We start from the raw sequence: 25438 nt of genomic DNA on the forward strand, positions 1-25438 counted from the left end.
GGCGTGTGAGATTCAGGTCAGGCCGAGTCGAGAATGGTGGTTTCCGAGAACCGGAGCGGAGCGTACTTAAAGTACGTGAGCACCGGAAGCGCAGGAAGCCGCCGTTCGCAGGCCGGCATCACCTGAATATCACTCGGCGCGGATGTCGACGGGCGCCTCGATCTTCACCATCTCGAAGTCCGAGACCAGTATGTCGATGCGCACCGTCCACCGGCCGGCCACCGGGATGACGAGGTTGTCGACACGCCAACTGCCGTCGCCGGGCTTGGCCGCCGCGCGCTTCAAGGGCTCGATGCCCGAATCGGGTTTCGACAGCACAAGCGTCACCTCCTTGGCGTCGAGCGGGCCGAAATCGCCGCTCATGATGATCATCGAGGCGACGACCGGTCCGGCATGGCCCGGCGTGATGCTGAGATCGGCCATCGCTTTCAGCGCGTGGATATGGACCGACACCGGTTGCGCTGCCGCAATCGCGAGGGCTCGTGGCGGCGGCGTGAAGCGCCAGCCCGCGGCAACGCCGAAAATCGCCAACACGATCAACATCTCGACGCCGATCGAGCGGACCAGCCTGCGTTGAACTTCCGTCGATCCCGCCTCGGCCGATGCCGTGAGTTTCCAGCGGTTGACGGCGGCGAGCGTGAACAGAAAGACCAACAGCCCGAGTTTGATCAGCAGCAGCCTTCCATAGGCGGTGTCGACCAATGCCGCGGGTGTTTGCACCTGGATGACGGCAAGCACGATGCCGGCAGAGGCAAGCACGGCCACCACCGGCAGGATCGCCCAAGAAAACCGCCGCAGGAATGGCGTGGCCCCCGCCGATTGCCCCTTCAGCGCCAGCCCGAGTGGGACCAATGCGCCGGCCCACAACGCGATGCCTACGCCGTGCAGGAACACCATCGGCCGCGTCAGCCATTGCGGTTCGGCGGCACTGGCATGGCCGCTGGCGGCAAGGGCAACCCCCACCCCGGCCAGACCTGCCAGCGCAAGTGGTTTGGCGGTGGCGCGGGGGCCGGCCAGCGACAGCAGGCCAAGCCCCAGCGCAATCAGCGCGACCAGCACCGTCCAGCCGAAACTGGTGCCGAGTCCGGTCCGCCAGATAACCGCCTGTGCCAGATGGGAGAGCGGTGCCCCGAGCGCATCAAGCCCCTGCAAGCCGAGCGACAAGGGCGCCGCGACAAGTCCGCCCAGGATTGCGGCTGCAACGAAGCGCTGTCCGGCGCGGCCACCTTGGGACAGCCAGGCGAGGGCGAAAGCGCCGCCGACGCCGAGAAAAAGGCCGAGGTAGAGAAAAACCTTGCCGAGCCAGATCGCCGACCGCAACGGCCAGTCGACGGCTTCGGACACGGCGGGCGGCTCGCTGGGCGCGCCGATGGAAAACAGCAGCGATCCGCCGACGGGATGACCGTCTGCGGAGATGACGCGCCAGCTCAAGACATGCGTACCGGATTTGAGCGGTTGCGGATTGTCGATCTCGAGCGTCTGGTCGCTGAGCCGGAATGACGTCAGAGCAACCGGCGTGCCGTCGGGCTTCACCAAGGTCAGCACCAGCGGCGAGACCGGCTCACTGAAGGTCAGCGAGAACTGTGCCGGCCCCTGTTCCAGCACCGCGCCGTCGGCCGGATCGGTCTTGATCAGCGCGGCATGGGCAAAGGCCTGATCTGACACGGCAAGGCTGGCAAGAAACACGATCACGGCCAACAGGCCGGCGGCAAGCCGGCCGGCAGGTTTGCAGGCCATGGAAGCCGTTTGCAGGAGGGGGGTCGTGCTCATGTCACCGCCACGAAAAAGAGCGGCGCGCTCGAATGAGCGCGCCGCCTTGGAGATCATTTCTTCGGCAACAGCTTGATGCCGGGTGCCGGGTTTTCCAGCGCGTCCTCATCCTGGCCGGCTGCCGGGATTTCGATCCAGCGGTCGGCGGCCCCATCGCATTCCTGCACAACCGGGAAGTAAAGCTTCTGGCCGACAGGGAGATCCGCCGTCAGCGTCGCGCGGAAGACGAACTCGTCGTAGAATTCATCTGGCAGGCTGCCGCCGCTCCAGTCGACCTCCTTGACCCCGTCGGCAACCGCCTGACCATAGAGCTGGTAGGATTTGTCGTACTTGCCCTTCTTGGTCTGCAGCGTCCAGCCAGGCTTCGGCATCGGCTTCACCGCGATCACCCCTTCCGGAATCTGCACGCGCACGGCGATCGTCGCCTTGCCCTCGCAACCATGCGGCACGCGCAAAACGGCCTTGTAGGTCGACCCAACGGCCGCTTCCTGCGTTTCGAACGTGATATGCGCGAAGGCGGCACTGGTTCCGAGCACGAGAAGTACTGCGGCCGACAAAAGATACTTGTTCATGATGGTCCCTCAAATTTCAAACTGGCCGGGTCAATTGGCGTGATCGTCCATGGCGCCACCGCCCATGCCTTCGACAGCGAAATCGACGCTGACGGCGCCGGCCTTTTCGAAGGTCAGGACGGCTGAGAACTTTTCACCCTGTTTGGGTTGTCGCTTCAGGCCGATGAACATCAAATGATAGCCGCCAGGCGCAAGGGCTACCTTGCCGCCGGCCGGAATTTCCAGGCCACCGGCAACCGGACGCATGGTCATGACGCCGTCCTTGACGCCCATCTCATGCAGCTCGGCCTTTTCAGAGACATCGGAGGAAATCGACACCAGCCGGTCCGGCGCACTGCCGTTGTTGGTGATGGTGAAATAGCCGCCGGCGACCTTGGCGCCGGCCGGCGTGGCGCGCGACCAGGGGTGGCCGATCTCGAGATCGCCAACCTTGAACTCATGCGCGAGGACGGACTGGGCGCCTGTGAACAGCAGCGCAAGAGCCAGCACGGCAATGCCGACACGCTCTTCGATGCCGCGTAGAATGCCGCCGGGCATAAGACGCGCGGCGTCAGGGAAAAAATGGGACATGGTTGCTCCATGAAGTGAAGGTCGCGCCGTTGCCGGTCGCGAGCAGTTTGATCTTTGGATGGGTACGCCCACGAAAGGTTCCGCCGGGCAAACAGGCTCAGGCCGTCAGCGGCGGCGCACGCGGGTTCGACGGCGAGCGCTCACGCGCAAAGTCGAGATGGATGACCGCCGGAAAAACAAAGGCGACCGTTTTGAAGGAAAGGCTGCCCAGCGCCAGGCCAGCACCGGGCGGCGGCGCAAAGGCCGCCGAAACCATGCTGCAGCCGAGCACGCAGCATGCCGGATGATGGGACGGCGGCTGGTTGTCTCCGGGAAGCTGGGTTGCGCCCTCATGGGTGCAGATGACGTTGCCGAAGGCGTCGAGCTGCGATGCATTGGGACTGGTGCCGAAGGCGAATGCTCCGAGCGTCGACTGGAGCAACAGCAGATAGGCCGCGACCAGCGCGACCGGCATGCTCCACCGTCTCCTCGATACGCCCAAAGCCCTGCCTCTTAGCAGCAATGAAGCATATCTAGCACGGCGCCGGCGGGTGGAAAATCGCCAAATCGCCGCGGCGCCAACGCGGCAGGCTCAATGCATGTCGCCCAAAAGTATAGCGGTTTTGGGACAACGACATGCATGAACAAGACACTGAACCGCGATGCGGTTCAGGATTTTTGCAGCGACCGGCTCTCCGGGATCGAGGTCAGCAATGTCTGGCGCGCCGACTTCAGGTGCTTGCGGCAAGCGGCGTCGACCTTGCCGAGATCGCGTGATTTCAGCGCCTCTATGTAGACCAGATGCTCACCGATCGCGACTTCGTTGCGCTCGCGTTCCTGCGCCTTGTTCCACTGGTAATGGTAGTGGAAGATCATGGCGATGACATCGTAGAAGTCGACGATGAAGCGGTTGCGCGACGCCCGGTGGATGAGCCGGTGGAAGCGCTCGTCGAGCTCGGAGAATTCGGTGAAGCGGGCGGCTATGTCGTTTGCCAACTGGCGATGCTCGTCTTCCAGGCGGTCGAGATCGGTCCAGACCGCGCTGTCCTGCGGTAAAACGGCAAAGGCAGCCGCCGAGCGCAGTTCGAACATTTCGCGGATTTCGGTCAGCTCCAGCGCGAAGGCACGCGTAAACCCCTTCAGCACCCAGTGACTGTTGCGGCGCTTCTCGATCAGGCCGAAGCGGGAGAAGCGGATCAGGAACTCGCGCACGCTGGTGGTGCCGACGCCGATCTCACGCGCCAGTTCGAGTTCGTTGATCTGCATGCCGGCTTCGGCGCCGCCGGCGAGCAGCCGACGCATGAACGACCGTTCGATGATCTCGGCCAGCGTGTCGGTCTCTTCCTCGGGGAAGAAATCATCGGGACGCGTCTCGCGCAGCACCGTCTTGGCGCGCTTGTTCCAGGCGATCAGCCCAGTCTCTTCCATGCGCGCGAGAATGGTGCGCACCGTGGTCCGGCTGACGCCAAGCAAGGTGCCCAGTTCCGGCTCCGAAGGCAGGCTGCGCGTTTCGTCGAGTAGCCGCAGGCAGCGGTTGTAGGCATCCTTGTAGACGTTGTTGCTCTTCGACATCCCTGATCCGTTGCACCCGTCGCTTGCCGCGGCCGGTTTGAAGCGCGATATGACGTTCGCATGGCCCTGAAAAGCGAATTCGCTTTCCGGAACACCCAAGGCATGCGGAACTCCCCAGTGAAAAAACAATTGACGCAAAACTGTTTTTTCACGATAAAAGACAATATCTCTAAACAGACGCGTGTCAATCCGTCCGCGCAACCCAGGATCACCCAGGAAACCGCCCGTGAACGCCTCCAACTGCATTCTTCTATCCCCCGCCGACAATGTCGCCGTCGCCAACGGCCGCATCGAGATCGGCACCGCGCTGCCGGGCGGTGCCGTCGCCAGTGTGTTGATCGAGCCCGGCCACAAGGTGGCGATCAAGCCGATCGCCGCCGGCGAGGCCGTGGTGAAATACGCCCAGGCGATCGGTCGCGCGACACAGGACATCGCGCCGGGCGAGCACGTGCATTCGCACAATCTGGTGTTCGAATCCGGCCGCTTGCCGGTCGTGCCGCCGAGCGAGGCCGAGCACGCGACGGAGGCCGACCGCACCCGCACCTTCATGGGCTATCGCCGCGCCGATGGCCGCGCCGGCACGCGCAACTTCATCGGCATCGTCGCCAGCGTCAATTGCTCGGCCACCGTCTGCCATTCCATCGCCGACACCGCCAACCGCACGCTTTTGCCGAAATATCCCGGCATCGACGGCTTCGTGCCGATCGTGCACGGCCAGGGCTGCGGCATGAGCGGCACCGGCGACGGCATGATGGTGCTGCACCGTACACTCGCCGGCTACGCCCGCCACCCGAATTTCGGCGGCGTGCTGATGGTCGGTCTCGGCTGCGAGGTCAACCAGCTCACCCTCTACGGCCAAAAGGGCGTCGCTGCCGGCAAGCGCCATTTCAACATCCAGGACGCCGGCGGATCGCGCAAATCGGTGGAAAAGGCGATGGGCGTGCTGGCCGAGATCGCCGAGGAAGTCGGCCAGCTGAAGCGTGAGCCGATCCCGGTCAGCGAGATCGTCGTCGGCCTGCAATGCGGCGGCTCCGACGGCATGTCGGGCATTACAGCCAATCCGGCACTGGGCGCGGCTGTCGATATCCTGGCTGGTGTCGGCGGCATCGGCATCCTCTCCGAGACGACGGAGATCTATGGCGCCGAACATCTGCTTGCTTACCGCGCGGCAACGCCGGAGATCGCGCAGAAGCTCGACGGCTTCGTGAAATGGTGGGAGGACCATGTCGCCAAGCACGGCGCCTCGATCGACAACAATCCCTCGCCCGGCAACAAGCGCGGCGGCCTCACCACCATCCTGGAGAAGTCGCTCGGCGCGGTCGCCAAGGGCGGCCAGACGCCGCTCAACGGCGTCTTCGGCTACGCCGAAAAAGTCACTGGCAGCGGCTTGGTGTTCATGGACACGCCCGGCTACGACCCGGTTTCGGCGACCGGCCAGGTGGCGGGCGGCGCCAACGTCATCGTCTTCACCACCGGCCGTGGCTCCTGCTTCGGCTGCCGTCCGACGCCGTCGATCAAGGTCGCCACCAACTCGACCATGTACCACCAGATGGAGGAGGACATGGACGTCAATTGCGGCGTCATCGCCTCGGGTGAAAAGACCATCGCCGGCATGGGCCGCGAGATCTTCGAACTGATCGTCGAAACGGCTTCCGGCCGCAAGACCAAGAGCGAGGACTTCGGCTACGGCGACAACGAGTTCGTGCCCTGGCATCTGGGCGCCACACTTTAGATTTTACTGATATAAAGTAGACTGCGCGCCGGCCAGTTGGCTGGCCACGGGGAGGTTGTGCATGGAAAGACGCCGCATCGGCCAGACAGCGCTGGAAGTCACCGAGGTCAGCTTTGGCGGCGCTGCACTTGGCGGCCTTTACCGCGCCTGTTCGCGCGAAGCGGCGATGGAGACGCTGCAGGGCGCCTGGGATGCCGGCCTGCGCTATTTCGACACCGCACCCTTTTACGGTTTCGGACTGTCGGAGCGCCGCTTCGGCGACTTCCTGCGCTACAAGCCGCGCGATTCCTATGTGCTGTCGACCAAGGTCGGCCGGCTGTTCCGCCCGGTGTCGGAGGATCAGGTTCCCGATCACTCCTATGTCGATCCGCTGCCCTTCGCGCTCGACTACGACTATTCCTACGACGGCATCATGCGGTCGGTCGAGTTCAGCTATGCGCGGCTTGGCCTAAACAGGATAGACATCCTGTTTGTCCACGACATCGGCGCCTACACCCATGGTGTCGAGAAGACCAAGCTGCACTTTCGCGACCTGATGGACGGCGGCCTCAAGGCACTCGAAGAGCTGAAACGGTCCGGCGTCATTTCCGCCTATGGGCTTGGCGTCAACGAGGTGCAGATCTGTCTGGACGTGATGCGCGAGGCGCCGCTCGACTGCATCCTGCTCGCCAGCCGCTATTCCCTGCTCGACCGCAGTGCCGAAGCGGAGTTGCTGCCCCTATGCCGGGCGCGGCAGACCTCCTTGGTCATTGGCGGCGTGTTCAACTCCGGCATCCTGGCGACCGGGCCGGTGCAAGGCGCGCATTTCGACTACCGCCCTGCCAGCCATGACGTGCTCGACCGCGTCGGCGCAATGGAAAGGATCGCCGCCGAGGGTGGCTATCCGCTCGCCGCCGCCGCGTTCCAATTCCCCTTGCATGAACCTGCCGTTGCCACCGTGCTGACCGGCACCGCCAAGCTGGCGAACCTGACGCGCAACCTCCAACTGCTCGACATCGACGTGCCGGAGACGGAATACGCCAGATATCGTCCCCACACACTGGTGCAGGAGCCGGCGTGAAACTTCATATTCTTGCGGTCACACGAAGGAATGGATATTCCATATTGACGAAATGGTGGAATTAATATTCCATACATTCCCGGAACGGAACGGAAGCGTGACGGCGTCAATGGGGAGCAGCGCGGTGGATTTGCTTCTGCCAGACCTCGCAAGGACTGATCAAACACCGCTTGCATCGATCTGTTCGATGCATTATCAAAACACGGCAATTGTTTTTTATTGATAAAGTTCTGTTTGGGCCGCGCCTATCCGGACGGAGCTTCCGTATCGTTCACCGGGCGACTTAGGGAGGAAACCTCATGAAATTCGCGACCAGCATTCTCAACCGCCGCGCCGTCATGGCGCTGGCAGCAGCTTCGATGCTCGCCGGCGTCATGCATTCGGCGCCGGTTTCGGCGGCGGACGTCACCATTCCGATCATCGTCAAGGACACCACGTCCTTCTACTGGCAGATCGTTCTGGCCGGCGCCCGCAAGGCCGGCAAGGATCTCGGCGTCAATGTGCCGGAACTCGGTGCCCAGGCTGAAACCGACGTCAACGGCCAGGTCTCGATCCTCGAGAACGCCGTTGCCAGCAACCCGGCGGCCATCGTCATTGCGCCGACCGAGTTCAAGGCGCTTGGCAAGCCGATCGATGAAGCCGCTGCCAAGGTCAAGGTCATCGGCATCGACTCCGGCGCCGACTCCAAGGCTTTCACCTCGTTCCTGACCACCGACAACGTCCAGGGCGGCCGCGTCGCCGCCGACGGCCTCGCAGCCGCCATCGGCGCTGCCAACGGCGGCAAGATCGAGGGCGACGTCGCCCTGATCACCAACGCACCGGGCGCCGGCTCGCTCGAACAGCGCAAGCAGGGCTTCACCGAACAGCTGGCCGCCAAATATCCGGGCCTCAAGCTGGTCGCCGATAAATATGCCGACGGCCAGGCCACCACCGGCCTCAACATCGCCACCGACCTGATCACCGCCAACCCGAACCTCAAGGGCATCTTCGCTTCCAACCTGATCATGGCGCAGGGCGTCGGCCAGGCTGTCGCGGAAAACAGCCTTGGCGGCAAACTGGCGCTGGTCGGTTTCGACAGCGACGAGAAGCTGATCAAGTTCCTCAACGACGGCGTCATTTCCGCCCTCGTCGTCCAGGATCCGTACCGGATGGGCTATGACGGCATCAAGACCGCACTCGCCGCCTCCAAAGGCGAGAAGGTCGAAGCCAATGTCGACACCGGCGCCAATCTGGTGACCAAGGACAACATGAAAGACCCCAAGATCGACGCGCTGCTCAATCCGAAGCTCTGAGCCGTCGCATCCGCAATCGTCTCCGGGGCACCTCGCCCCGGAGACACAAGCTGCCGCACAAACGGCCTGGCAATCCGCACGCCTGAGCTAGGCTGTTTTCGAGGCATATCCTTGCCTCGCCGCGTGCCAATCGTGAGGCCAGCCTGGGAAGCCAATCCGGGAGGCCAATCTGGGAGGATTGTCATGATTTCGACGGCGCAGGAACTGCATCCCACACCCGTTCTGGAACCGGGGCGGACCATCCTCGAATTGCGCGGGCTGGAGAAGCGCTATCCCGGCACCCACGCGCTGAAGCCGGTCGACCTCGCCTTCAAGTCCGGTGAGATACACGCCATCGTCGGTGAGAACGGCGCCGGAAAATCCACGCTCATCAAGCTTCTGACCGGCGTCATGCCGCGCACCTCCGGAGAGATCGCCTGGGAGGGCCAACCGGCCGCCCTGGCCACGCCGCACGAGGCGATGGCGCTCGGCATCAATGCCGTGCACCAGGAAGTCGTGCTGTGCCGTCACCTGACGGTCGCCGCCAACATGTTCCTAGGCGAGGAGAATTCACGCTTCGGCATCCTGCAGCAGCGCGCCATGGTCAGGCAGGCGCAGACGATCATCGACGACCTCGGTTTCGACCTGCCGGCGCATGTCACGCTCGGCGACCTGACCATCGGCCAGCAGCAGTTGATAGCCGCCGCCCGCGCCACCGTGCGCGGCACCAAATTCCTGATCTTCGACGAGCCGACCGCCTACCTCACCCGCAAGGAGGCCGACCAGCTTTTCACCCTGATCCGTCGGCTGAAGGGCGAAGGCGTGACCATCATCTACATCAGCCACCGTATGGAGGAAGTGTTCGAGCTCGCCGACCGTGTTTCCGTGCTGCGCGACGGCACGCTGGTCGGCACCCGCAACATCGCCGAGACCAACGATGCCGAGCTGGTCAAGATGATGATCAACCGCTCGATCGAGCAGGTCTATCATAAGGAGCATTTCACGCCGGGCGCCGCCATCATCGAGGCGAGGAGCCTGTCCGGCAAGGGCTTCGAAAATGTCTCGATGACGGTCCGCGCCGGCGAAATCGTCGGACTCTATGGCCTGATCGGTGCCGGACGCAGCGAGTTCGTCACCACGCTTTACGGCCGCCACCGCAAATCCGCCGGCCAGATCCTCTGGGAAGGCAAGGAGGTGCAGGTCAATTCCGAGCATGACGCGATCAAGCTCGGCATGGCGCTGGCGCCGGAAAGCCGCCGCGACCAGGGCCTCTGCCTCAACCTGCCGGTCGGCTTCAACCTCAACCTGCCGATCTACAAGCGAATCTCGAACAATCTGCTGATTTCGAGCGCGCAGGAGAAGACGCAGGCCGATCGCCAGATCGCCGATCTGCGCATCAAGACACCGACGCGCGGCGCGCTGGCATCCAGCCTGTCGGGCGGCAACCAGCAGAAGATCGTCATCGGCAAATGGCTGGCGCACGGCGCCAAGCTGTTCATCTTCGACGAGCCGACGGTCGGCGTCGATGTCGGCACCAAGGCCGAGATCTACCGCCTGTTCGGCGCACTTTTGTCAAAGGGCGCCGGCATCATCCTGATCTCGTCCTATCTGCCGGAAGTCTATGAACTCGCCGACACGCTGCATGTGTTCCGGCGCGGCAAACTGGTGGCGACGCACGGTTTTCATGCCGCCAGCCACGAGGATATTCTCACTCAGGCGCTCGCCGAGAAACAAGAAAAGCTGGGAGGACAGATATGAGCACCGAGGCGATTGCCATCGAAAAACCGAAGCGCAACTATAATGTCCTGTTTGGGCTGACGCTTCTGGCGCTGCTGGTTCTGCTCTGGATCCTTCTCTCCGTGGCGACGACGAGCTTCGCCTCCGCCAACAACATGGCCAATCTCTTGCGCCAGGGCTCGATGATCGCCATCATGGCGGTCGGCCAGACCTTCGTCATCATCACCGGCGGCATCGACCTGTCGGTCGGCGCCGTGGTCGGTTTCGCCACCGTGGTCGTGGCCATGATGATCAATGCCGGCTTCCCCATCTGGCTCGCCATTCTGGTGACGCTGCTGGTCGGCGTCGCCATCGGCATGTTCCACGGCTTCGGCATCGTCAAGATGGGCCTGCCGCCCTTCATCATCACGCTGGCAACGCTGACCTCGCTGCGCGGCATCGGCCTTTTGATGACCAACGGCAATTCGATCAACATCAACAGCGACACCTTCACCGCCTTCTCGCGCAATTCCTTCATCGGCATCCCCAACCTGTTCTGGATGGTGATCCTGGTCGGCATTCCGGCCTATATTTTCCTGCACCACAGCCGCTGGGGCCGATACCTGTTTTCGGTCGGCTCCAACGCCGAGGCCTCGCGCCTGTCCGGCGTCAATGTCCAGCGCACCATCTACATGGCCTACACGCTCTCGGGCCTGTGCGCCGCCTTTGTCGGCGTGCTGCTGGCGGCCCGCATCGGCATCGGCAACCCGACGCAGGCCGAGGGCTGGGAGCTGCAGGCGATCGCGTCTTCGGTCATCGGCGGCACCTCGCTGTTCGGCGCCGTCGGCTCGGTGCATGGGCCGCTGCTCGGCGCCTTCATCCTGGCCACCATCAACAACGGCGCCAACCTGCTCAACGTCAACTCGTTCTGGCAGCGCATCATCACTGGCGCGCTGATCATCATCATCGTCTACTTCGACGGCCTGCGCCGCCGCGGCAAGTAGCGATCCCGCAATCAACCGCCGGCCCGCCACACCAACGGGCCGGCGATTTCATGACTGGATTAGCGCATGAAAGCCGTCCTCTGCCGTTCGCCCGGCGATCTTGTCCTTGAAGACCGGCCCGCACCAGAGGCACCGCCTCCCGGCTGGGCGCTGGTGGCGGTCAGCCATGTCGGCATCTGCGGCACCGACTACCACATTTTCGAGGGCAAGCACCCGTTCCTCGCCTATCCCCGCATCATGGGCCATGAGGTGTCGGGAACGATCGTCGAGGCCGGCGACGGCGTCGATCTTGCCGTTGGTGAGCCCGTGGTGATCAACCCCTATCTTTCCTGCGGCAAGTGCATCGCCTGCCGGCACGGCAAGCCCAATTGCTGCGTCAGGATCGAGGTCTTGGGCGTGCATCGAGACGGCGCCATGTGCGAACGGATTCTGGTGCCGGCACAAAATCTCTATCCCGCCAACGGCCTTTCGCTGGCCGACGCCGCCGCAGTCGAGTTCCTGGCCATCGGCGCGCATGCAGTGCGGCGCGCCCGCGCCGACCCCGGCGCCCGCACGCTGGTCATCGGCGCTGGCCCGATCGGGCTCGGCACCGCCATCTTCGCCCGCATCGCCGGGCTCGACGTGACGCTGCTCGACATGAGCAGTGAAAGGCTCGCCTTCGCCGCAAATGAGCTTGGTTTCCAGACCCTCGACGGGTCGCGCGGCGCGGTGCCCGATCTGGTCAAGGGAGCGACATCAGGCGAAGGCTTCGATGTCGTCTTCGACGCCACCGGCAACACCCAATCGGTGCAGTCGGCTTTCGCCCATGTCGCGCATGGCGGAACGCTGGTGCTGGTCTCCGTCGTCAAGGACGACATCAGCTTTTCCGATCCGGAATTCCACAAGCGCGAGATGACGCTGATCGGCAGCCGCAACGCGCTGCGCGCCGACTTCGATCACGTCGCCGCCTCGATCCGCAACGGCGCCGTGCCCCTGGCCAAGCTCGTCACACACCGCACCACACTCGCCGGCACGCCGCATGATCTGGCTCGTTGGGCACACGAGAAATCCGGCCTGATCAAGGCTGTGATCGAGGTCGGATAGAGGCGCCTGTTCGACACGAATTCGGAGATCGTTGAGCGCCCAACTTGGTAGAGCTGATGCTTTGGCGACTAGCCGCAACATCCATCGCTTCGTCATCCTATGGCGGAGCAAGGAGCGAAGCGACGCGGCGCAGACCATAGGATCCATGCCGTGACCTGAGAGCGTTGCTTCGGTGCAGAATTCTGCGCCGCTGCGCTCTTCGCCCGAGATCGCGGCATGGATCCTTGGGTCTCCGCGACGGAGCTGCGCTCCTGCTTCGCCCAAGGATGACGACGTTAGCTACAGCGCCGACAGCTTCAGCTCCACCCGTTCTGCCGGAAACCTGGACTCGGAAAACTGGATCGGCTGGCCGTCCGGCGTGACGTTGACAGCGACTGTAACCAGCACGATGGCGCCCGGTTGCAGGTCGAGGTCCGCAAGGTCCGCCGCATCGGCGTGGCGCGCCGATAGCACGGTCGATTGCCTGAGATAGTCGTCGATGCCGAAACGCGCCAGCGATGCGGTGATCGAGCCGGTTTGCGCCATCGCGGCATCGATGCCGGCAAAGCGCCGGGCCTCGAACCAGCCGGCAGCACGCGACACCGGCCGTCCGTCTGCTTCGCCGCGCGTTTCCAACCGGATCACATCGGCTCCCCTGGCAAGGCCAAGGCCCTCGGCAACGCGCTGGCTGGCCGGCTCGATCGACGAGGCGAGCAGGACGATGTGCCGTTCCGTCGTTTGCCCTTGCAGCCCTGTCGAAAAGCGTGTGCGCGCGCCGATCGGATAGGACAGCCGCTTGCGCGACAGTACGAAGGTGCCGCGCCCCTGCTCGGCCCGCAGCACGCCTTCCCTTACAAGGGCCGATATGGCGCTGCGCACCGTGTGACGGTTGACGCCATAGCGTTCTGCCAGCGCCACCTCCGGCGGCAACGCTGCATTCTCCGTGAAATCGCCGATGGCGATCGCATGCAGGATCTTGTCGGCGATCTGCCGCCACAGCGAAACGCCACTGCGCCGCTCGATGCTGTCCGCTGCCAGCCGCCCGACTATCATTGCCCCAACCTTCCAGCGCCCAGTCTTATATCGCTGTCATCCACCCGTCATGGACACGCGTTAGATAATAGGTATAATTTGTATAGTTGTCTATATCAATAGACAAATTGACAAAGAGGAATGCTGCTGATGCGAGGACAGGAAGCCCGCGACCAGGCCGAGCGCAAGGCCGCCATGGCGACACTGGCGCAATCCAGCGGCGATGACATCGTCCGGCTCTGGAATGAAGCCGGATTGCCTTCGGAAGCAGAACTGCTGCGCGGCCCCGAGACCGGGCTGGTCACCGTGCGCGGCCGCATCGGCGGCGGCGGCGCGCCCTTCAACGTCGGCGAGGCGACCGTCACCCGCGCCACCGTCCGGCTGCCCTCCGGGCAGGTCGGACATTGCTATGCGCTTGGCCGCGACAAGCAGAAGGCGAAGCTGGCGGCCATCGCCGACGCGCTGTGGCAGGACCCTGCCCGCCGCAATGAAGTCGAGACCGGACTGATAGCGCCCCTGCGGTCGGCTCTGACCGCAGCGCATGAAAAACGCCGCGCCGAGACGGCGGCAACGAAGGTGGATTTCTTCACCATGGTTCGCGGAGAAGACTGATGGACATTGCAGCGCAATCGATAGAGGGCGGTTTCGCCGATCCGGTCTTCAATGCCCAGACGGTGTTCCGCGCCGTCATGGACGCAATGGCGCGGCCAGGCAGCGTGCAGCCGCTGCCGGCCTTCGCCCGCCCGCCGGCGCCGCTCTCGGCGGCCGCCGGCGCCATCGCACTGGCGCTGTGCGATAACGACACCCCGCTCTGGCTCGACCAGACCCTGCAAGCTTCCACCGCGATCAGACCCTGGCTTGGGTTCCACACCGGCGCGCCATTGGCCAACACACCGGCCGATGCGCATTTCGCCTTCATCGCGGCCCCGGCCGAGATGATGTCGCTCGATGGTTTTTCGCAGGGCACCCAGGACTATCCCGACCGTTCGACCACGCTGATCCTGCAAGTCGGCGATCTCGTGTCCGGCACGCCGCTGTTGCTCGAAGGTCCCGGCATCGAAACCAGCGCCACGATCGCGCCGGCACAGATACCGCGCCATTTCGTCGAGCAGTGGAAGCAGAATAACCAGCGCTTTCCGCGCGGCGTCGACATCATACTCGCCACATCAGATGGCATTGCCTGCCTGCCGCGCACGACGCGCATCAAGACAATGGAGGCGTAAAAAATGTATGTCGCGGTAAAAGGTGGCGAAGCCGCAATCGCCAACGCCCACAGCCTGCTTGCCGACCGCCGACGCGGCGACCGTTCGGTGCCGGCCCTTCGCCTCGACCAGATCGTCGAGCAGCTGGCGCTCGGCGTGGATCGGGTGATGAGCGAAGGCTCGCTCTACGACCGTGAGTTGGCGGCACTCGCAATCGTCCAGGCGCGCGGCGACCTGATCGAGGCGATCTTCCTGGTGCGCGCCTATCGCACCACGCTGCCGCGCTTCGGCTACACCAGGCCCATCGACACCGCCGGAATGCTGGTCGAGCGGCGCGTGTCGGCGACCTATAAGGACCTGCCCGGCGGCCAATTGCTCGGCCCCACATTCGACTACACCCACCGGCTGCTCGATCCCGAGCTTGCCGCCGGCGCCGACGTCGCCCAGCCCTTGCTGCGCGAGACGGAAGCGCAAGCCATGCCGCGCGTATCGGCGATCCTCGCCCGCGAAGGCTTGATCGAACCGGACGGCGACATGCCGCAGGACCATGTCCCCGGCGACATCACCCGCGAGCCGCTGGAATTCCCGATGGCGCGCGACATCCGCCTGCAGGCGCTGTCACGCGGCGACGAGGGCTTTTTGCTGGCGCTCGGCTATTCCACCCAGCGCGGCTATGCCCGCAACCATCCCTTCGTCGGCGAGATCCGCATCGGCGAGGTCGAGCTTGAGCTCGACGTGCCCGAACTGCCCTTCGCTGTCCCGCTCGGCACTGTCCGCGTCACCGAATGCCAGATGGTCAACCAGTTCAAAGGCTCAGCCAAGGCGCCGCCGCAGTTTACCCGCGGCTACGGCCTGGTCTTCGGCCAGAGCGAGCGCAAGGCGATGGCGATGGCGCTTTGCGACCGGGCGCTGCGCGCCTCCGAACTCGGCGAGGATGTCGTCGCCGCCGCGCAGGACGAGGAGTTCGTCATTTCGCATTCCGACAACGTCCAGGCGACCGGCTTCGTCGAACATCTGAAGCTGCCGCACTATGTCGACTTCCAGGCCGAACTCGACCTCGTGCGCCGCATGCGCGCCGAATACGACGCCCGCGAAAACCCCGCCAAGGCCGAAGAGAAGCGGGAGGCCGCGGAATGATCGAAGGCCTGTCCCACATGACCTTCATCGTCCGCGACCTCGACCGGATGACCGACATCCTCGAGGGCGTATTCGACGCGCGCGAGGTCTATGCCAGCGACGCCGAACAGTTCTCGCTGTCGCGCGAAAAATTCTTCCTGATCGGCGACATCTGGGTCGCCCTCATGGAGGGCGAGCCGTTGCCGGAGCGCAGCTACAACCACATCGCCTTCAAGATCGATGACGCCGATTTCGACCGCTACGCCGAGCGCGTCAAAACGCTTGGCCTCGACATGCGCCCGCCGCGTCTGCGCGTCGAGGGCGAAGGCCGCTCGATCTATTTCTACGACGACGACAACCACATGTTCGAACTGCACACCGGCACGCTCGCTGAGCGGCTGGCGCGCTACGCCAAGGGACTGGAAGTCGCACCATGACCGACATCGCCACCTACAACTTCGCCTATCTCGACGAGCAGACCAAAAGGATGATCCGCCGCGCGATCCTCAAGGGCATCGCCATTCCCGGCTACCAGGTGCCGTTCGCCTCGCGCGAAATGCCGATGCCCTATGGCTGGGGCACCGGCGGCGTCCAGGTCACCGCTTCAATCATCGGCCCCGATGATGTCTTGAAGGTGATCGACCAGGGTGCCGATGACACCACCAACGCGGTCTCGATCCGTGCCTTCTTCAAGAAGGTCGCCAATGTCGCCGTCACCACCGACACGGCGACAGCCACCATCATCCAGACCCGCCACCGCATCCCCGAGCATCCGCTGACGGCGGGCCAGGTGCTGGTCTACCAGGTGCCGATCCCGGAACCCCTGCGCTTCCTCGAACCGCGCGAGACCGAAACGCGGAAAATGCATGCGCTGGAGGAATACGGCCTCATGCATGTCAAGCTCTACGAGGACATCGCCAAGCACGGCCGCATCGCCACCACCTATGCTTATCCTGTCAAGGTCGAGGGCCGCTATGTGATGGACCCGTCGCCGACGCCGAAATTCGACAATCCCAAGATGCACCGTTCGCCGGCGCTGCAGCTGTTCGGTGCCGGTCGCGAAAAGCGCATCTATGCTGTGCCGCCGTTCACCGAAGTGGTCAGCCTCGACTTCGAGGATCATCCGTTCGAGGTGCAGACCTTCGACCAGCCCTGCGCGCTGTGCGCGGCCGAGAATGTCTATCTCGACGAGGTCATCCTCGACGACCATGGCGGCCACATGTTCGTCTGCTCCGACACCGACCACTGCGAGAAGCGGCGCAACGCCCCTACCTCCCCCTTGTGGGGAGGTCGCGCCGAAGGCGCGGGTGGGGGGCTTGACCAATCCACGCTCCACTCAACCCCCACCCCGGCGCTGCGCGCCGACCCTCCCCACAAGGGGGAGGGTAAGGAGAAGCAATGACCGACGAACCGCTGCTGCGCGTTTCCGCGCTGTCCAAATTCTACGGCTCGCGCGTCGGCTGCGACAACGTCTCTTTCGACCTGTGGCCGGGCGAAGTCCTGGCTGTCGTCGGCGAGTCCGGCTCCGGCAAGACGACATTGCTCAACTGCCTGTCGACGCGGCTGCTGCCAAGTTCCGGCACCGCCAGCTACCGCATGCGCGACGGCCAGTTCCGCGAACTCTACCGCATGAGCGAGGCAGAGCGCCGCTTCCTGATGCGTACCGACTGGGGTTTTGTCCACCAGAACCCGGCCGACGGCCTGCGCATGACGGTGTCGGCCGGCGCCAATGTCGGCGAGCGGCTGATGGCGGTCGGCGACCGTCACTACGGCAAGATCCGCGCCACCGCCGTCGACTGGCTGTCACGCGTCGAGATCGACGAGGACCGCATCGACGACGACCCGCGCGCCTTTTCAGGCGGCATGCGCCAGCGCCTGCAGATTGCCCGCAACCTCGTCACCGGCCCGCGCCTGGTGTTCATGGACGAACCGACAGGCGGCCTCGACGTCTCGGTCCAGGCGCGCCTGCTCGACCTGCTGCGCGGGCTGGTCACCGACCTTGGTCTCGCGGCCATCGTCGTCACCCACGACCTTGCCGTGGCGCGGCTTTTGTCGCAGCGCATGATGGTGATGAAGGACGGCCGCGTCGTCGAAAGCGGTCTCACCGACCGCGTGCTCGATGACCCGCGCGCGCCCTACACCCAGTTGCTCGTTTCCTCGATTCTGCAGGTTTGACGATGAAGTCTCAAAGCGCGTGTTCGCGAAACCTTGGCGCGAGGCACCCCCCTCTGGCCTGCCGGCCATCTCCCCCGCAAGGAGGGAGATCGGCTGTCCCTGCTGCTTTCACCAATTACCAAGGCTGCAAGAAAAGCGCTGCGGGTGAAACTGCCAATCTCCACCCTTGCGGGGGAGATGTCCGGCAGGACAGAGGGGGGTGCCTCGCGCCGACACCTCGCAACCACCCGCTTCGAGATTTCACCGTTATTCCGCACGTGCAATTGCATTGGCCAGAGGGGGGTGCTGGAGCGCAAGCGAACGATGATCGGAGGACCTTCTGATGGCCACCCCCCTCGTTGTCTCGGACGTCGCCAAGAGCTTCACCATGCATCTGCGCGACGGCATTAAACTGCCTGTCGTCGCCGGAGTCTCGTTCTCGATCAGGGCCGGCGAATGCACTGTGCTTGGCGGCCCGTCCGGTGCCGGCAAGAGCTCGATCCTGAAGATGCTCTACGGCAACTATGCCGTCGATGAAGGCCAGATCATCGTCACGCACGACGACGGGCTGATCGACCTTGCCACCGCCAGCCCGCGCACCGTGCTTGCTGTGCGCCGGCAAACGATCGGCTATGTCAGCCAGTTCCTGCGCACCGTGCCGCGCGTCTCGGCGCTCGACGTCGTCGCCGAGCCGCTGGTCGAGCGCGGCGAGGATCGCGAGATTGCCCGCGGCAAGGCACGCGCCTTGCTGGCGCAGCTCAACCTGCCGGAGAAACTCTGGGCTTTGCCGCCGGCGACCTTCTCCGGCGGCGAGCAGCAGCGCGTCAACATCGCGCGCGGCTTCATCACCGAGCACCCGATCCTGCTGCTCGACGAGCCGACCGCCTCGCTCGATGCCAGGAACCGCGATGTCGTGATCGAACTCATCGCCGCCAAGAAGGCGGCTGATGTCGCCTTGCTTGGCATCTTCCATGACCACGATGTGCGCGAGGCAGTTGCCGACCGCATCATCGACGTCACCGCTTTCGCTCCCGGAAAAATCGCCGCATGACCAGGAAGTTGTCCGAGACGCCGCTGGTCCACCCGACGGCGGATGTTCAGAATTCGACGCTGGGCCGCTGGACCGAGATCGCCGACCGCAGCCGGGTTTCTGAAAGCGAACTTGGCGACTATTCCTACATGATGCAGGACTGCGCCGTCTGGTGCGCGACGATCGGCAAGTTCGCCAACATCGCGGCCAGCGTTCGCATCAACGCCACCAACCACCCGACCTGGCGGCCGACGCTGCATCACTTCACCTACCGCGCCTCGGACTATTGGGACGATGCCGAGCACGAGACAGAATTCTTCGCCCAGCGCCGCGCCAAACGCGTCACCATCGGCCACGACACCTGGCTCGGTCACGGCTCGACCATCCTGCCCGGCGTCACCGTCGGCGATGGTGCCGCGGTCGGCGCCGGCGCCGTCGTGTCGAGAGATGTGGCTCCGTACACCATCGTCGCCGGCGTGCCGGCCAAGCCGATCCGCGAGCGCTTCGACCGCCGCACCGCCGAACGCTATCAAGCGCTTGCCTGGTGGGACTGGGACCATGCCAGGCTGCGCACCGCCCTTGATGATTTTCGCGAACTATCAGCCAATCAGTTTTTGGAGAAGCACGGAGGTTGACGCTCCGGACAAGTCAGCCGCTCAGGCAAACGTCCAAAATAATAGAAAGGCACGTTAACGTCATAAAAATAGCAATGACAGTCTGGTGCAGCCAGATAGATTCTATGAATTTCACGTCATAACCAATATCTATGAGAGATTTTATTTTCGCATCAACGCTACTCGCGAAACGGATCGTAAGCAACGCGATCAAGAAAATAAAACCCATTAAGACAATGGCTGTATCGCGTCCATTTTTGTAACTATACAAGTAGCCCGATATCGGATGGTTTAAGCTGCCAACTCGATATACGGACATCAGAAGTAGGCCCACTGCAAAGCTTGTTACAGCGACCACTCCTGTAACATACAATCGCAACCACTGGCGCCAATGTGCCAATTGGGAAGCCTCCCGCCCATATGAGTCTGAATCCTTATTTCATTGTTGATCATGTGAAAACCCCGCAGCTTCCCTTTGCGAAGCCTTGCCTGTCATATCCTGCTTTTTGGTCCGGTTTCATATCCCTGACACATCGCCCAGGCAGGACGCGGCCTTTCCTTGGAGATTGCAATGCCTGTTTCTGTCAGACCGTCACTCACCGGATTCTTCGCCGGCTCAAATCCAAAGCCGCCGCCGCATCTCGGCACCCGCTACGACACATCAGGCAATTTTCTGATCGAGCCCGGCAACACGATCGTCAGTCATCTCGTCAGCGGCTCGCCGTCCGAGGGCCGTCGTGCTTGCCGTGCGCGACCGGATGCTGGCGATGCAAGACGCCGACCGGCTCGCCTTCACGCCTGTCTCCAGCCTGCACATGACGCTGTTCCAGGGCATCATCGAATATCGCCGCCGGTTGCCCTATTGGCCGCAGGACGTACCGCTCGACACCAGCATCGACGCCATGACCCGCCTCTATCTGGAACGGCTGAAAGGTTTCGAGGGTTTCGGTCCGTTCAACATCAAGGTGGTCGAAGTTCTGCCGACCGGCCTCACCGTTGCCGGCGCGACGGACGACGATTTGCGCATCATGCGTGCCTGGCGCGATGCGCTGGCCGTGCCGTTCGGCTACCGGCACCCCGATCACGACGCTTACGTCTTCCACATCACCTTCGCCTACCAGATCCAGCGTCTTGCGGATGATCGGGCCGCCGCATGGCAGGGACTGTTCGACGATTGCCTGGCACTTTTCGAGCAGCAGGCCCCGGTGCCCCGGTGATCGAAATCAAGGCACCCGCCTTCTGCAGCTTCAGGGACATGGAGCACTTCGAGGAACTGCTGGCCCTGGGCCGGCCATAACTCCACACCTGTGGAGCGTAACAAAACTGACATCACCGCGACACGGCAGGTTCATGTGGCTGCGTTAGGCGAGTGCCTGACGATCAATATGGTCCAGACTGGAACCTGCCCCATGTCAGCAAATTCCGCCACGCTCGAAATCCGCGGTGTCAGCCGCCGATTTGGTAAGAACACCGCCGTCAGCGACATCAACATCGCCATCCCGCAGGGCCAGATGGTCGGCATTATCGGCCGTTCCGGTGCCGGCAAATCAACCCTTCTTCGCATGATCAACCGCCTCATCGATCCCAGCCAGGGGTCGATTTTTTTTGACGGCGCCGAGGTCTCCCGGTTGAGCGGCTCGCCGCTGCGGCGCTGGCAGCGCGACTGCGCCATGATCTTCCAGCAGTTCAACCTGGTGCCGCGCCTCGACGTGCTGACCAATGTGCTGCTCGGCAAGCTGAACCACCGTTCGACCATGTCAAACCTGTTCGGCATGTTCTCCCGCGCCGAATGCGCCGAGGCGGTCGCGGCACTCGAGCGGCTCGACATCGCCCGCACCGCGCTGCAGCCCGCAGGCACCTTGTCGGGCGGCCAGCAGCAGCGCGTCGCCATTGCCCGCGCCATGATGCAGCAGCCCAGAGTAATCCTTGCCGACGAGCCGATCGCTTCGCTCGACCCGCTCAACGCCAAGGTGGTGATGGATTCGCTGCAGGACATCAATCTGCGCGACGGCATCACCGTCGTCACCAATCTTCACACGCTGGACACCGCCCGCACCTACTGCAACCGCATCATCGGCATGGCCGCCGGCAAGGTCGTCTTCGACGGCCCGCCCGAAGAGCTCAACCGCGAGGCCGTGCGCCTCGTCTATGGCGCCGACAGCAATGGCCAGGAAATCTCCGAGGCCATTACCTCGACCAGCGTTGCCTTCAGCCGAAAGATCGCCGCATCCGCCGGACCGCTCGAGCCCGCATTCCCGGGATACTGAGAGCGGCCTGGATCGCCAGCCCACGTCAAGGGCACCTGTCAAAATCGATAACGCTGCCGGCGCGGGGCCGGAACCTACAGGAGAGATAACAGATGTTCAGGAAGATGGTTTTTGGCGCCGTTTCGGTGCTCGCCATGGCGACCAGCATGGCCCATGCCGCCGACATGAAGGAATTTCGCGTCGGCATCCTCGGCGGCGAAAACGAAACCGACCGGCTGCGCAACTACCAGTGCCTCGCCGACCATCTGAAGGCCGAATTCGGCTTCGAAAAGGTCTCGCTGTTCCCCGCCGCCGACTATGACGGCGTGATCCAGGGCCTGCTTGGCGGCACGCTCGACTTCGCCGAACTCGGCGCTTCCGGCTACGCCAGCATCGCTCTCAAGGACCCGAAGGCGGTCACCCCGATCCTCACCACCCAGCAGACCGACGGCGCCACCGGCTACTATTCGATCGGCCTGGCGCTGAAATCCTCCGGCATCACCGATATCAAGTCGGCCAAGGGCAAGAAACTCGGCTACGCCGATCCGGATTCGACCTCCGGCTATCTGATCCCGCTGACCCAGATCCCGAAGGACACCGGCGCTTCGAACGAAACCTTCTTCGCTTCGACCCAGTTCAACGGCGGCCACGAGAACAACGTTCTGGCCGTGCGCGACGGCAAGGTCGATGTGGCGGTGGACGATTCCTCCGGTATCGGCGACTTCAAGGACGGCTACACCTCGGGCACCTTCCACAAGGAAGTCGCCAAGGGCGCCGTCGACCCCAACGACTTCGTCGAAGTCTGGCGCTCGGGCCTGATCCCCAACGGCCCGCTGGTCGTGCGCACCGCGCTCGGCGACGAAATGACCGCCAAGCTCGCCGACTTCTTCACGCAGTTGCCGAAGAAGGACAAGGCTTGCTTCGAAGGCGTCGAAGGCGGCGACTTTACCGGCTACGTCCCGGTCAAGGCGGACTTCTACAACGTCATCGTCGAAGCCCGTAAGGCAGCCATTGGCGGCTAACGGCGAAATCAGGAAGGGCGGCGTCGAGAAAACGCCGCCCTTCTTGCATGTCCGATCATGACCCTTTCCGTGACAGCCCCTTCCGGCGCCACTCACCAGATGGCCGACGCCTGGCGTCGCCAGACGTCCTTGCGCCGGCTCTACACCGCCATCGGTGTCGGCCTTCTCATCATCGCGCTTGGCAGCACCATGTGGTTCGCCGACGAGGCCAATGCCGGGCATTTCTTCGACCGGTTGCCGCATTTGCTGGACTTCCTGAGCTGGCTCGTCCCCAAGGACTGGAACGATGTCTGGCGGGCGATGTTCGACATCGCATCCCCGCATGACACCGGCACCCAGGAATTCAACTTCCCGCTTGGCCGCGCCTATGTCTGGGGCAGTTTCTATATCCCTGAATATTTCGAACTGATGCTGACCACGTTGAACGTGGCGCTGGTCTCGACCTTCATCGGCTTCGTCTTTGCCGTGCCGTTTTCCTTCATCGCGGCACGCAATCTGACGCCGCATCCGGTGCTGCGGCTGATCGTCAAGCGCCTCATGGAGCTGCTGCGCGCCTTTCCCGAGATCGTCATCGCCGGCCTGTTCGCCGCCATCGTCTCGATCGGCCCGATCGCCGCCATCATCGCCATCGGCCTGCATTCGATCGGCGCGCTGGGCAAGCTGTTCTACGAGATCAACGAGAACATCGACATGCGCGCCGAGGAAGGACTGAGGGCTGTCGGCGCCAACTGGTTCGAGCGGGTGCGCTTTGCCGGCCTGCCACAGGTGCTGCCCAACTTCATGTCCTACACGCTGCTGCGTGTTGAGATAAATGTCCGCATTTCCACCATCATGGGCGCGGTCGGCGGCGGCGGCATCGGCGAGGAGTTGAAGCTGTCGATCTCGCGCGGCTTCGGCGCCAAGACGATAGCCCTCGTGCTGCTCCTGTTCACGACGATCTTCATCGTCGACCAGTTCTCCGCCTGGCTGCGCCGCAAGCTGGTCGGCGAGCAGGCTTTCGTGGTGGGGGCTTGACCATGGCTGCCTTGACCGCCGATCAAATCCAGTCGATCGAAGAGCGCTTCCCGCAGGTGTTCCAGCGGCCGTTCCACAAGCGCTTCGGGCCGCTGATGCTGCTTGGCGGCATCTTCCTCTACCTGCTCTATGCCTTGTGGTTCTTCAACCTGCCGCAGGTCATGCGGGAATCGCACTGGGAGCGGCTGCCGCTGTTTCTGACCCAGTGGATCAGCTACGACGTGCAGCCGATCTTCCGCCTCGACGAAACGCGGATCACCGCCAAATATCCACGCTTCTCGGTGCTCGGCCCGAACCCAGATCCGGACTGGGTCAAGACCAATGCCGATGGTTCGGTGACGGTCCTTATCGACGGCGCCGCCAAGTCGGTCACCTTCAGCAAGACGCAAGCGACGATAACTGCCAATGGTGAGACCGTTGCGGTCGTGCTTGGCACCGGCAAGCCGCTGATCTCGGGGCCGGTTCCCGGCTGGATCACCGCGCATGAAGATGAGGTCGTCGCCGACATGGGCTTTGCCGGCGAGGCCCGTGTCGCCGTTGACCGCGTCAGGATCCGAAAGCGATTTCTCGGCTGGGCAAACTTCGTCTTCGACACCCGCTCGCCGTTCTTCGGCAAGTCGGCAAGCGAAGTCGCTTCGCTGATCGTCTCCGGACCGGAACTGAAACCAGGCACGTCCAATCTGGCGCTGGCCGGCGACAACATCTGGAACAACGCCCAGTGGCAGCATGGCGATGTCTGGACGAAGCTCCTGCAGACCATCGTCATGGCCTTTCTCGGCACCATGCTGGGCGGCATCGTCGCCTTTCCGCTGGCCTTCTTCGCCGCTCGCAACATCACGCCCAGCCGGCTGGTCAACCAGGTGCTCAAGCGCTTCTTCGACTTCATGCGTTCCATCGACATGCTGATCTGGGCGCTGTTCTTCACCCGTGCCTTCGGGCCGGGACCGCTGGCGGGCAGTGCAGCCATCTTCTTCACCGAGATCGGCACGCTCGGCAAAACCTATTCCGAGGCGCTGGAGAACATCGACGACAAACCGCGCGAGGGTATTACCTCGACCGGAGCCAACGGCCTTCTGGTGCAGCGCTACGGCGTGCTGCCGGAAGTGGTGCCGGTGTTCATCAGCCAAACGCTCTACCAGTGGGAATCCAACACCCGCGGCGCGACCATCATCGGCGCTGTCGGCGCCGGCGGCATCGGCCTGAAGCTGTGGGAAGCGATGCGCACCAACTCCAACTGGGCCAACGTCTTCTACATGGTGCTGCTGATCCTGGCCGTTGTCTTCATCTTCGACAACATCTCCAACTTCCTGCGCCGCCGGCTGAGCCAGACGATCCACGACTACAACAGGATCCAGGCCGAGCAGGGGTAGGCGCCGGCTGCCGTCTCATGAGAAGCCGGCGGGACAGCACCCCATAGGCGCTAACTTTACGCTATGACGGCGATCCTTGCTGCTGCGGATTGGCTTTTGCGCCGTCTGGGCGGATCGCAGACGTGGCGAATGATTTCGGTGAAGCGCGTGACGATTTCTCCCTGCCGTATTACCCTCAGCATGGCGTTGAGGATCGCAGGACGCAGGAGGCTATGCAGCCTCCAAAGGGACAGCGATTGCGCCCTGCGTGGTTTCGCCTTCACAGGGGGGAGAGTCGAGAACGTCTGTGACGGCCTCGTCGATTATCAGCGCCAGGATCAGGTGGGCCGT

General features: G+C 63.5%; 24 protein-coding genes and 2 pseudogenes. 20 read left to right on the forward strand and 6 right to left on the reverse strand.

Going from position 1 to position 25438, the window contains the following annotated elements:
- Positions 1-129: 129 nt before the first annotated feature.
- From NKK51_RS29955 to NKK51_RS29975, 5 genes are all read right to left on the reverse strand, one after another.
- On the reverse strand, positions 130-1770 hold the full coding sequence (locus NKK51_RS29955) for a copper resistance CopC/CopD family protein (RefSeq protein WP_023812488.1): 1641 nt from the start codon (positions 1768-1770) through the stop codon (positions 130-132).
- Between the two features lie 53 nt (positions 1771-1823).
- The gene (locus tag NKK51_RS29960; protein WP_023812487.1) at positions 1824-2342 is read right to left on the reverse strand and encodes a YcnI family copper-binding membrane protein; all 519 of its coding nucleotides are present in this window, start codon (positions 2340-2342) and stop codon (positions 1824-1826) included.
- 30 nt (positions 2343-2372) lie between these two features.
- Complete coding sequence (locus NKK51_RS29965; protein WP_352555794.1) at positions 2373-2912, reverse strand: copper chaperone PCu(A)C; 540 nt, start codon at positions 2910-2912, stop codon at positions 2373-2375.
- 97 nt (positions 2913-3009) lie between these two features.
- Positions 3010-3366 carry a DUF2946 family protein gene (locus tag NKK51_RS29970; RefSeq protein WP_352555796.1) on the reverse strand — a complete coding sequence of 119 codons (357 nt, stop codon included), beginning with the start codon at positions 3364-3366 and terminating at the stop codon, positions 3010-3012.
- A gap of 194 nt (positions 3367-3560) precedes the next feature.
- Positions 3561-4463: a GntR family transcriptional regulator gene (locus NKK51_RS29975; RefSeq protein WP_352555798.1), complete on the reverse strand. Its 903-nt coding sequence runs from the start codon at positions 4461-4463 to the stop codon at positions 3561-3563.
- A gap of 226 nt (positions 4464-4689) precedes the next feature.
- Between NKK51_RS29975 and NKK51_RS29980 the strand changes: the two genes are divergently transcribed.
- From NKK51_RS29980 to NKK51_RS30005, 6 genes are all read left to right on the forward strand, one after another.
- Positions 4690-6195: a UxaA family hydrolase gene (locus tag NKK51_RS29980; protein WP_352555800.1), complete on the forward strand. Its 1506-nt coding sequence runs from the start codon at positions 4690-4692 to the stop codon at positions 6193-6195.
- Positions 6196-6256: 61 nt separating this feature from the next.
- On the forward strand, positions 6257-7255 hold the full coding sequence (locus NKK51_RS29985) for an aldo/keto reductase (RefSeq protein WP_352555802.1): 999 nt from the start codon (positions 6257-6259) through the stop codon (positions 7253-7255).
- Between the two features lie 299 nt (positions 7256-7554).
- On the forward strand, positions 7555-8547 hold the full coding sequence (locus NKK51_RS29990) for an ABC transporter substrate-binding protein (RefSeq protein ID WP_023812481.1): 993 nt from the start codon (positions 7555-7557) through the stop codon (positions 8545-8547).
- Between the two features lie 183 nt (positions 8548-8730).
- Positions 8731-10284 (forward strand): sugar ABC transporter ATP-binding protein, encoded by a 1554-nt coding sequence (locus NKK51_RS29995; protein ID WP_352555804.1) that lies wholly within the window; start codon positions 8731-8733, stop codon positions 10282-10284.
- Positions 10281-11246, forward strand: a complete 966-nt coding sequence (locus NKK51_RS30000; RefSeq protein ID WP_352555806.1) for an ABC transporter permease — start codon at positions 10281-10283, stop codon at positions 11244-11246. The genes NKK51_RS29995 and NKK51_RS30000 overlap by 4 nt, the downstream gene beginning before the upstream one ends.
- Positions 11247-11312: 66 nt before the next feature.
- Complete coding sequence (locus tag NKK51_RS30005) at positions 11313-12329, forward strand: zinc-binding alcohol dehydrogenase family protein (RefSeq protein WP_352555808.1); 1017 nt, start codon at positions 11313-11315, stop codon at positions 12327-12329.
- A gap of 279 nt (positions 12330-12608) precedes the next feature.
- On the opposite strand, the gene phnF is transcribed toward NKK51_RS30005, so the two are convergent.
- Entirely contained in the window at positions 12609-13358 is a 750-nt protein-coding gene (phnF, locus tag NKK51_RS30010; protein WP_352555831.1) for a phosphonate metabolism transcriptional regulator PhnF, read from the reverse strand.
- 132 nt (positions 13359-13490) lie between these two features.
- Here phnF and phnG point away from each other — a divergent pair, with 132 nt between their 5' ends.
- The 14 genes and pseudogenes from phnG to NKK51_RS30080 all read left to right on the forward strand — a co-directional run.
- Positions 13491-13952, forward strand: coding sequence for a phosphonate C-P lyase system protein PhnG (phnG, locus tag NKK51_RS30015; protein WP_023812476.1), 462 nt, complete (start codon positions 13491-13493; stop codon positions 13950-13952).
- On the forward strand, positions 13952-14563 hold the full coding sequence (phnH, locus tag NKK51_RS30020) for a phosphonate C-P lyase system protein PhnH (RefSeq protein WP_352555810.1): 612 nt from the start codon (positions 13952-13954) through the stop codon (positions 14561-14563). Before phnG ends, phnH begins: the two co-directional genes overlap by 1 nt.
- A gap of 3 nt (positions 14564-14566) precedes the next feature.
- Positions 14567-15679, forward strand: coding sequence for a carbon-phosphorus lyase complex subunit (locus tag NKK51_RS30025; protein WP_352555812.1), 1113 nt, complete (start codon positions 14567-14569; stop codon positions 15677-15679).
- Positions 15676-16095 (forward strand): FosX/FosE/FosI family fosfomycin resistance hydrolase, encoded by a 420-nt coding sequence (gene fosX, locus NKK51_RS30030; RefSeq protein ID WP_352555814.1) that lies wholly within the window; start codon positions 15676-15678, stop codon positions 16093-16095. The genes NKK51_RS30025 and fosX overlap by 4 nt, the downstream gene beginning before the upstream one ends.
- A pseudogene (locus NKK51_RS30035) lies at positions 16092-16919 on the forward strand (alpha-D-ribose 1-methylphosphonate 5-phosphate C-P-lyase PhnJ); the annotation flags it as partial. The gene fosX and the pseudogene NKK51_RS30035, both read left to right, overlap by 4 nt.
- A gap of 137 nt (positions 16920-17056) precedes the next feature.
- Positions 17057-17833 carry a phosphonate C-P lyase system protein PhnK gene (gene phnK / locus NKK51_RS30040; RefSeq protein ID WP_352555815.1) on the forward strand — a complete coding sequence of 259 codons (777 nt, stop codon included), beginning with the start codon at positions 17057-17059 and terminating at the stop codon, positions 17831-17833.
- A 322-nt stretch (positions 17834-18155) separates the two neighbouring features.
- A complete protein-coding gene (gene phnL / locus NKK51_RS30045) occupies positions 18156-18863 on the forward strand; it encodes a phosphonate C-P lyase system protein PhnL (protein WP_352555817.1) in 708 nt (235 codons plus the stop codon).
- Positions 18860-19477, forward strand: coding sequence for a DapH/DapD/GlmU-related protein (locus NKK51_RS30050; RefSeq protein WP_352555819.1), 618 nt, complete (start codon positions 18860-18862; stop codon positions 19475-19477). Before phnL ends, NKK51_RS30050 begins: the two co-directional genes overlap by 4 nt.
- Before the next feature lie 550 nt (positions 19478-20027).
- Positions 20028-20753 (forward strand): annotated as a pseudogene (locus NKK51_RS30055) (DUF1868 domain-containing protein).
- A gap of 112 nt (positions 20754-20865) precedes the next feature.
- A complete protein-coding gene (gene phnC, locus NKK51_RS30060) occupies positions 20866-21723 on the forward strand; it encodes a phosphonate ABC transporter ATP-binding protein (protein WP_352555821.1) in 858 nt (285 codons plus the stop codon).
- 92 nt (positions 21724-21815) lie between these two features.
- On the forward strand, positions 21816-22724 hold the full coding sequence (gene phnD / locus NKK51_RS30065; RefSeq protein WP_352555823.1) for a phosphonate ABC transporter substrate-binding protein: 909 nt from the start codon (positions 21816-21818) through the stop codon (positions 22722-22724).
- Between the two features lie 57 nt (positions 22725-22781).
- Complete coding sequence (gene phnE, locus NKK51_RS30070; protein ID WP_352555825.1) at positions 22782-23738, forward strand: phosphonate ABC transporter, permease protein PhnE; 957 nt, start codon at positions 22782-22784, stop codon at positions 23736-23738.
- Between the two features lie 2 nt (positions 23739-23740).
- Positions 23741-25108 carry a phosphonate ABC transporter, permease protein PhnE gene (gene phnE, locus NKK51_RS30075; RefSeq protein ID WP_352555827.1) on the forward strand — a complete coding sequence of 456 codons (1368 nt, stop codon included), beginning with the start codon at positions 23741-23743 and terminating at the stop codon, positions 25106-25108.
- Positions 25109-25171: 63 nt separating this feature from the next.
- On the forward strand, positions 25172-25438 hold a 267-nt coding region (locus NKK51_RS30080; RefSeq protein WP_352555829.1), incomplete at its 3' end, for a hypothetical protein.

Origin of the sequence: Mesorhizobium sp. M0011, assembly GCF_040324155.1 — a bacterium.
Lineage (GTDB): Bacteria > Pseudomonadota > Alphaproteobacteria > Rhizobiales > Rhizobiaceae > Mesorhizobium.

What these genes read in the sequence shown, in the direction of transcription:
- phnL (WP_352555817.1), top strand. Translation starts at nt 18,156, where the DNA reads ATGGCCACCCCCCTCGTTGTCTCGGACGTCGCCAAGAGCTTCACCATG.
- NKK51_RS29970 (WP_352555796.1), bottom strand. Translation starts at nt 3,366, where the DNA reads ATGCCGGTCGCGCTGGTCGCGGCCTATCTGCTGTTGCTCCAGTCGACG.
- phnG (WP_023812476.1), top strand. Translation starts at nt 13,491, where the DNA reads ATGCGAGGACAGGAAGCCCGCGACCAGGCCGAGCGCAAGGCCGCCATG.
- phnH (WP_352555810.1), top strand. Translation starts at nt 13,952, where the DNA reads ATGGACATTGCAGCGCAATCGATAGAGGGCGGTTTCGCCGATCCGGTC.
- NKK51_RS30025 (WP_352555812.1), top strand. Translation starts at nt 14,567, where the DNA reads ATGTATGTCGCGGTAAAAGGTGGCGAAGCCGCAATCGCCAACGCCCAC.
- NKK51_RS29965 (WP_352555794.1), bottom strand. Translation starts at nt 2,912, where the DNA reads ATGTCCCATTTTTTCCCTGACGCCGCGCGTCTTATGCCCGGCGGCATT.
- NKK51_RS29960 (WP_023812487.1), bottom strand. Translation starts at nt 2,342, where the DNA reads ATGAACAAGTATCTTTTGTCGGCCGCAGTACTTCTCGTGCTCGGAACC.
- phnD (WP_352555823.1), top strand. Translation starts at nt 21,816, where the DNA reads ATGTTCAGGAAGATGGTTTTTGGCGCCGTTTCGGTGCTCGCCATGGCG.
- NKK51_RS29990 (WP_023812481.1), top strand. Translation starts at nt 7,555, where the DNA reads ATGAAATTCGCGACCAGCATTCTCAACCGCCGCGCCGTCATGGCGCTG.
- NKK51_RS30005 (WP_352555808.1), top strand. Translation starts at nt 11,313, where the DNA reads ATGAAAGCCGTCCTCTGCCGTTCGCCCGGCGATCTTGTCCTTGAAGAC.
- phnK (WP_352555815.1), top strand. Translation starts at nt 17,057, where the DNA reads ATGACCGACGAACCGCTGCTGCGCGTTTCCGCGCTGTCCAAATTCTAC.
- NKK51_RS29995 (WP_352555804.1), top strand. Translation starts at nt 8,731, where the DNA reads ATGATTTCGACGGCGCAGGAACTGCATCCCACACCCGTTCTGGAACCG.
- fosX (WP_352555814.1), top strand. Translation starts at nt 15,676, where the DNA reads ATGATCGAAGGCCTGTCCCACATGACCTTCATCGTCCGCGACCTCGAC.
- phnC (WP_352555821.1), top strand. Translation starts at nt 20,866, where the DNA reads ATGTCAGCAAATTCCGCCACGCTCGAAATCCGCGGTGTCAGCCGCCGA.
- phnE (WP_352555825.1), top strand. Translation starts at nt 22,782, where the DNA reads ATGACCCTTTCCGTGACAGCCCCTTCCGGCGCCACTCACCAGATGGCC.
- NKK51_RS29985 (WP_352555802.1), top strand. Translation starts at nt 6,257, where the DNA reads ATGGAAAGACGCCGCATCGGCCAGACAGCGCTGGAAGTCACCGAGGTC.
- NKK51_RS29955 (WP_023812488.1), bottom strand. Translation starts at nt 1,770, where the DNA reads ATGAGCACGACCCCCCTCCTGCAAACGGCTTCCATGGCCTGCAAACCT.
- NKK51_RS30000 (WP_352555806.1), top strand. Translation starts at nt 10,281, where the DNA reads ATGAGCACCGAGGCGATTGCCATCGAAAAACCGAAGCGCAACTATAAT.
- phnE (WP_352555827.1), top strand. Translation starts at nt 23,741, where the DNA reads ATGGCTGCCTTGACCGCCGATCAAATCCAGTCGATCGAAGAGCGCTTC.
- NKK51_RS29975 (WP_352555798.1), bottom strand. Translation starts at nt 4,463, where the DNA reads ATGTCGAAGAGCAACAACGTCTACAAGGATGCCTACAACCGCTGCCTG.
- NKK51_RS30050 (WP_352555819.1), top strand. Translation starts at nt 18,860, where the DNA reads ATGACCAGGAAGTTGTCCGAGACGCCGCTGGTCCACCCGACGGCGGAT.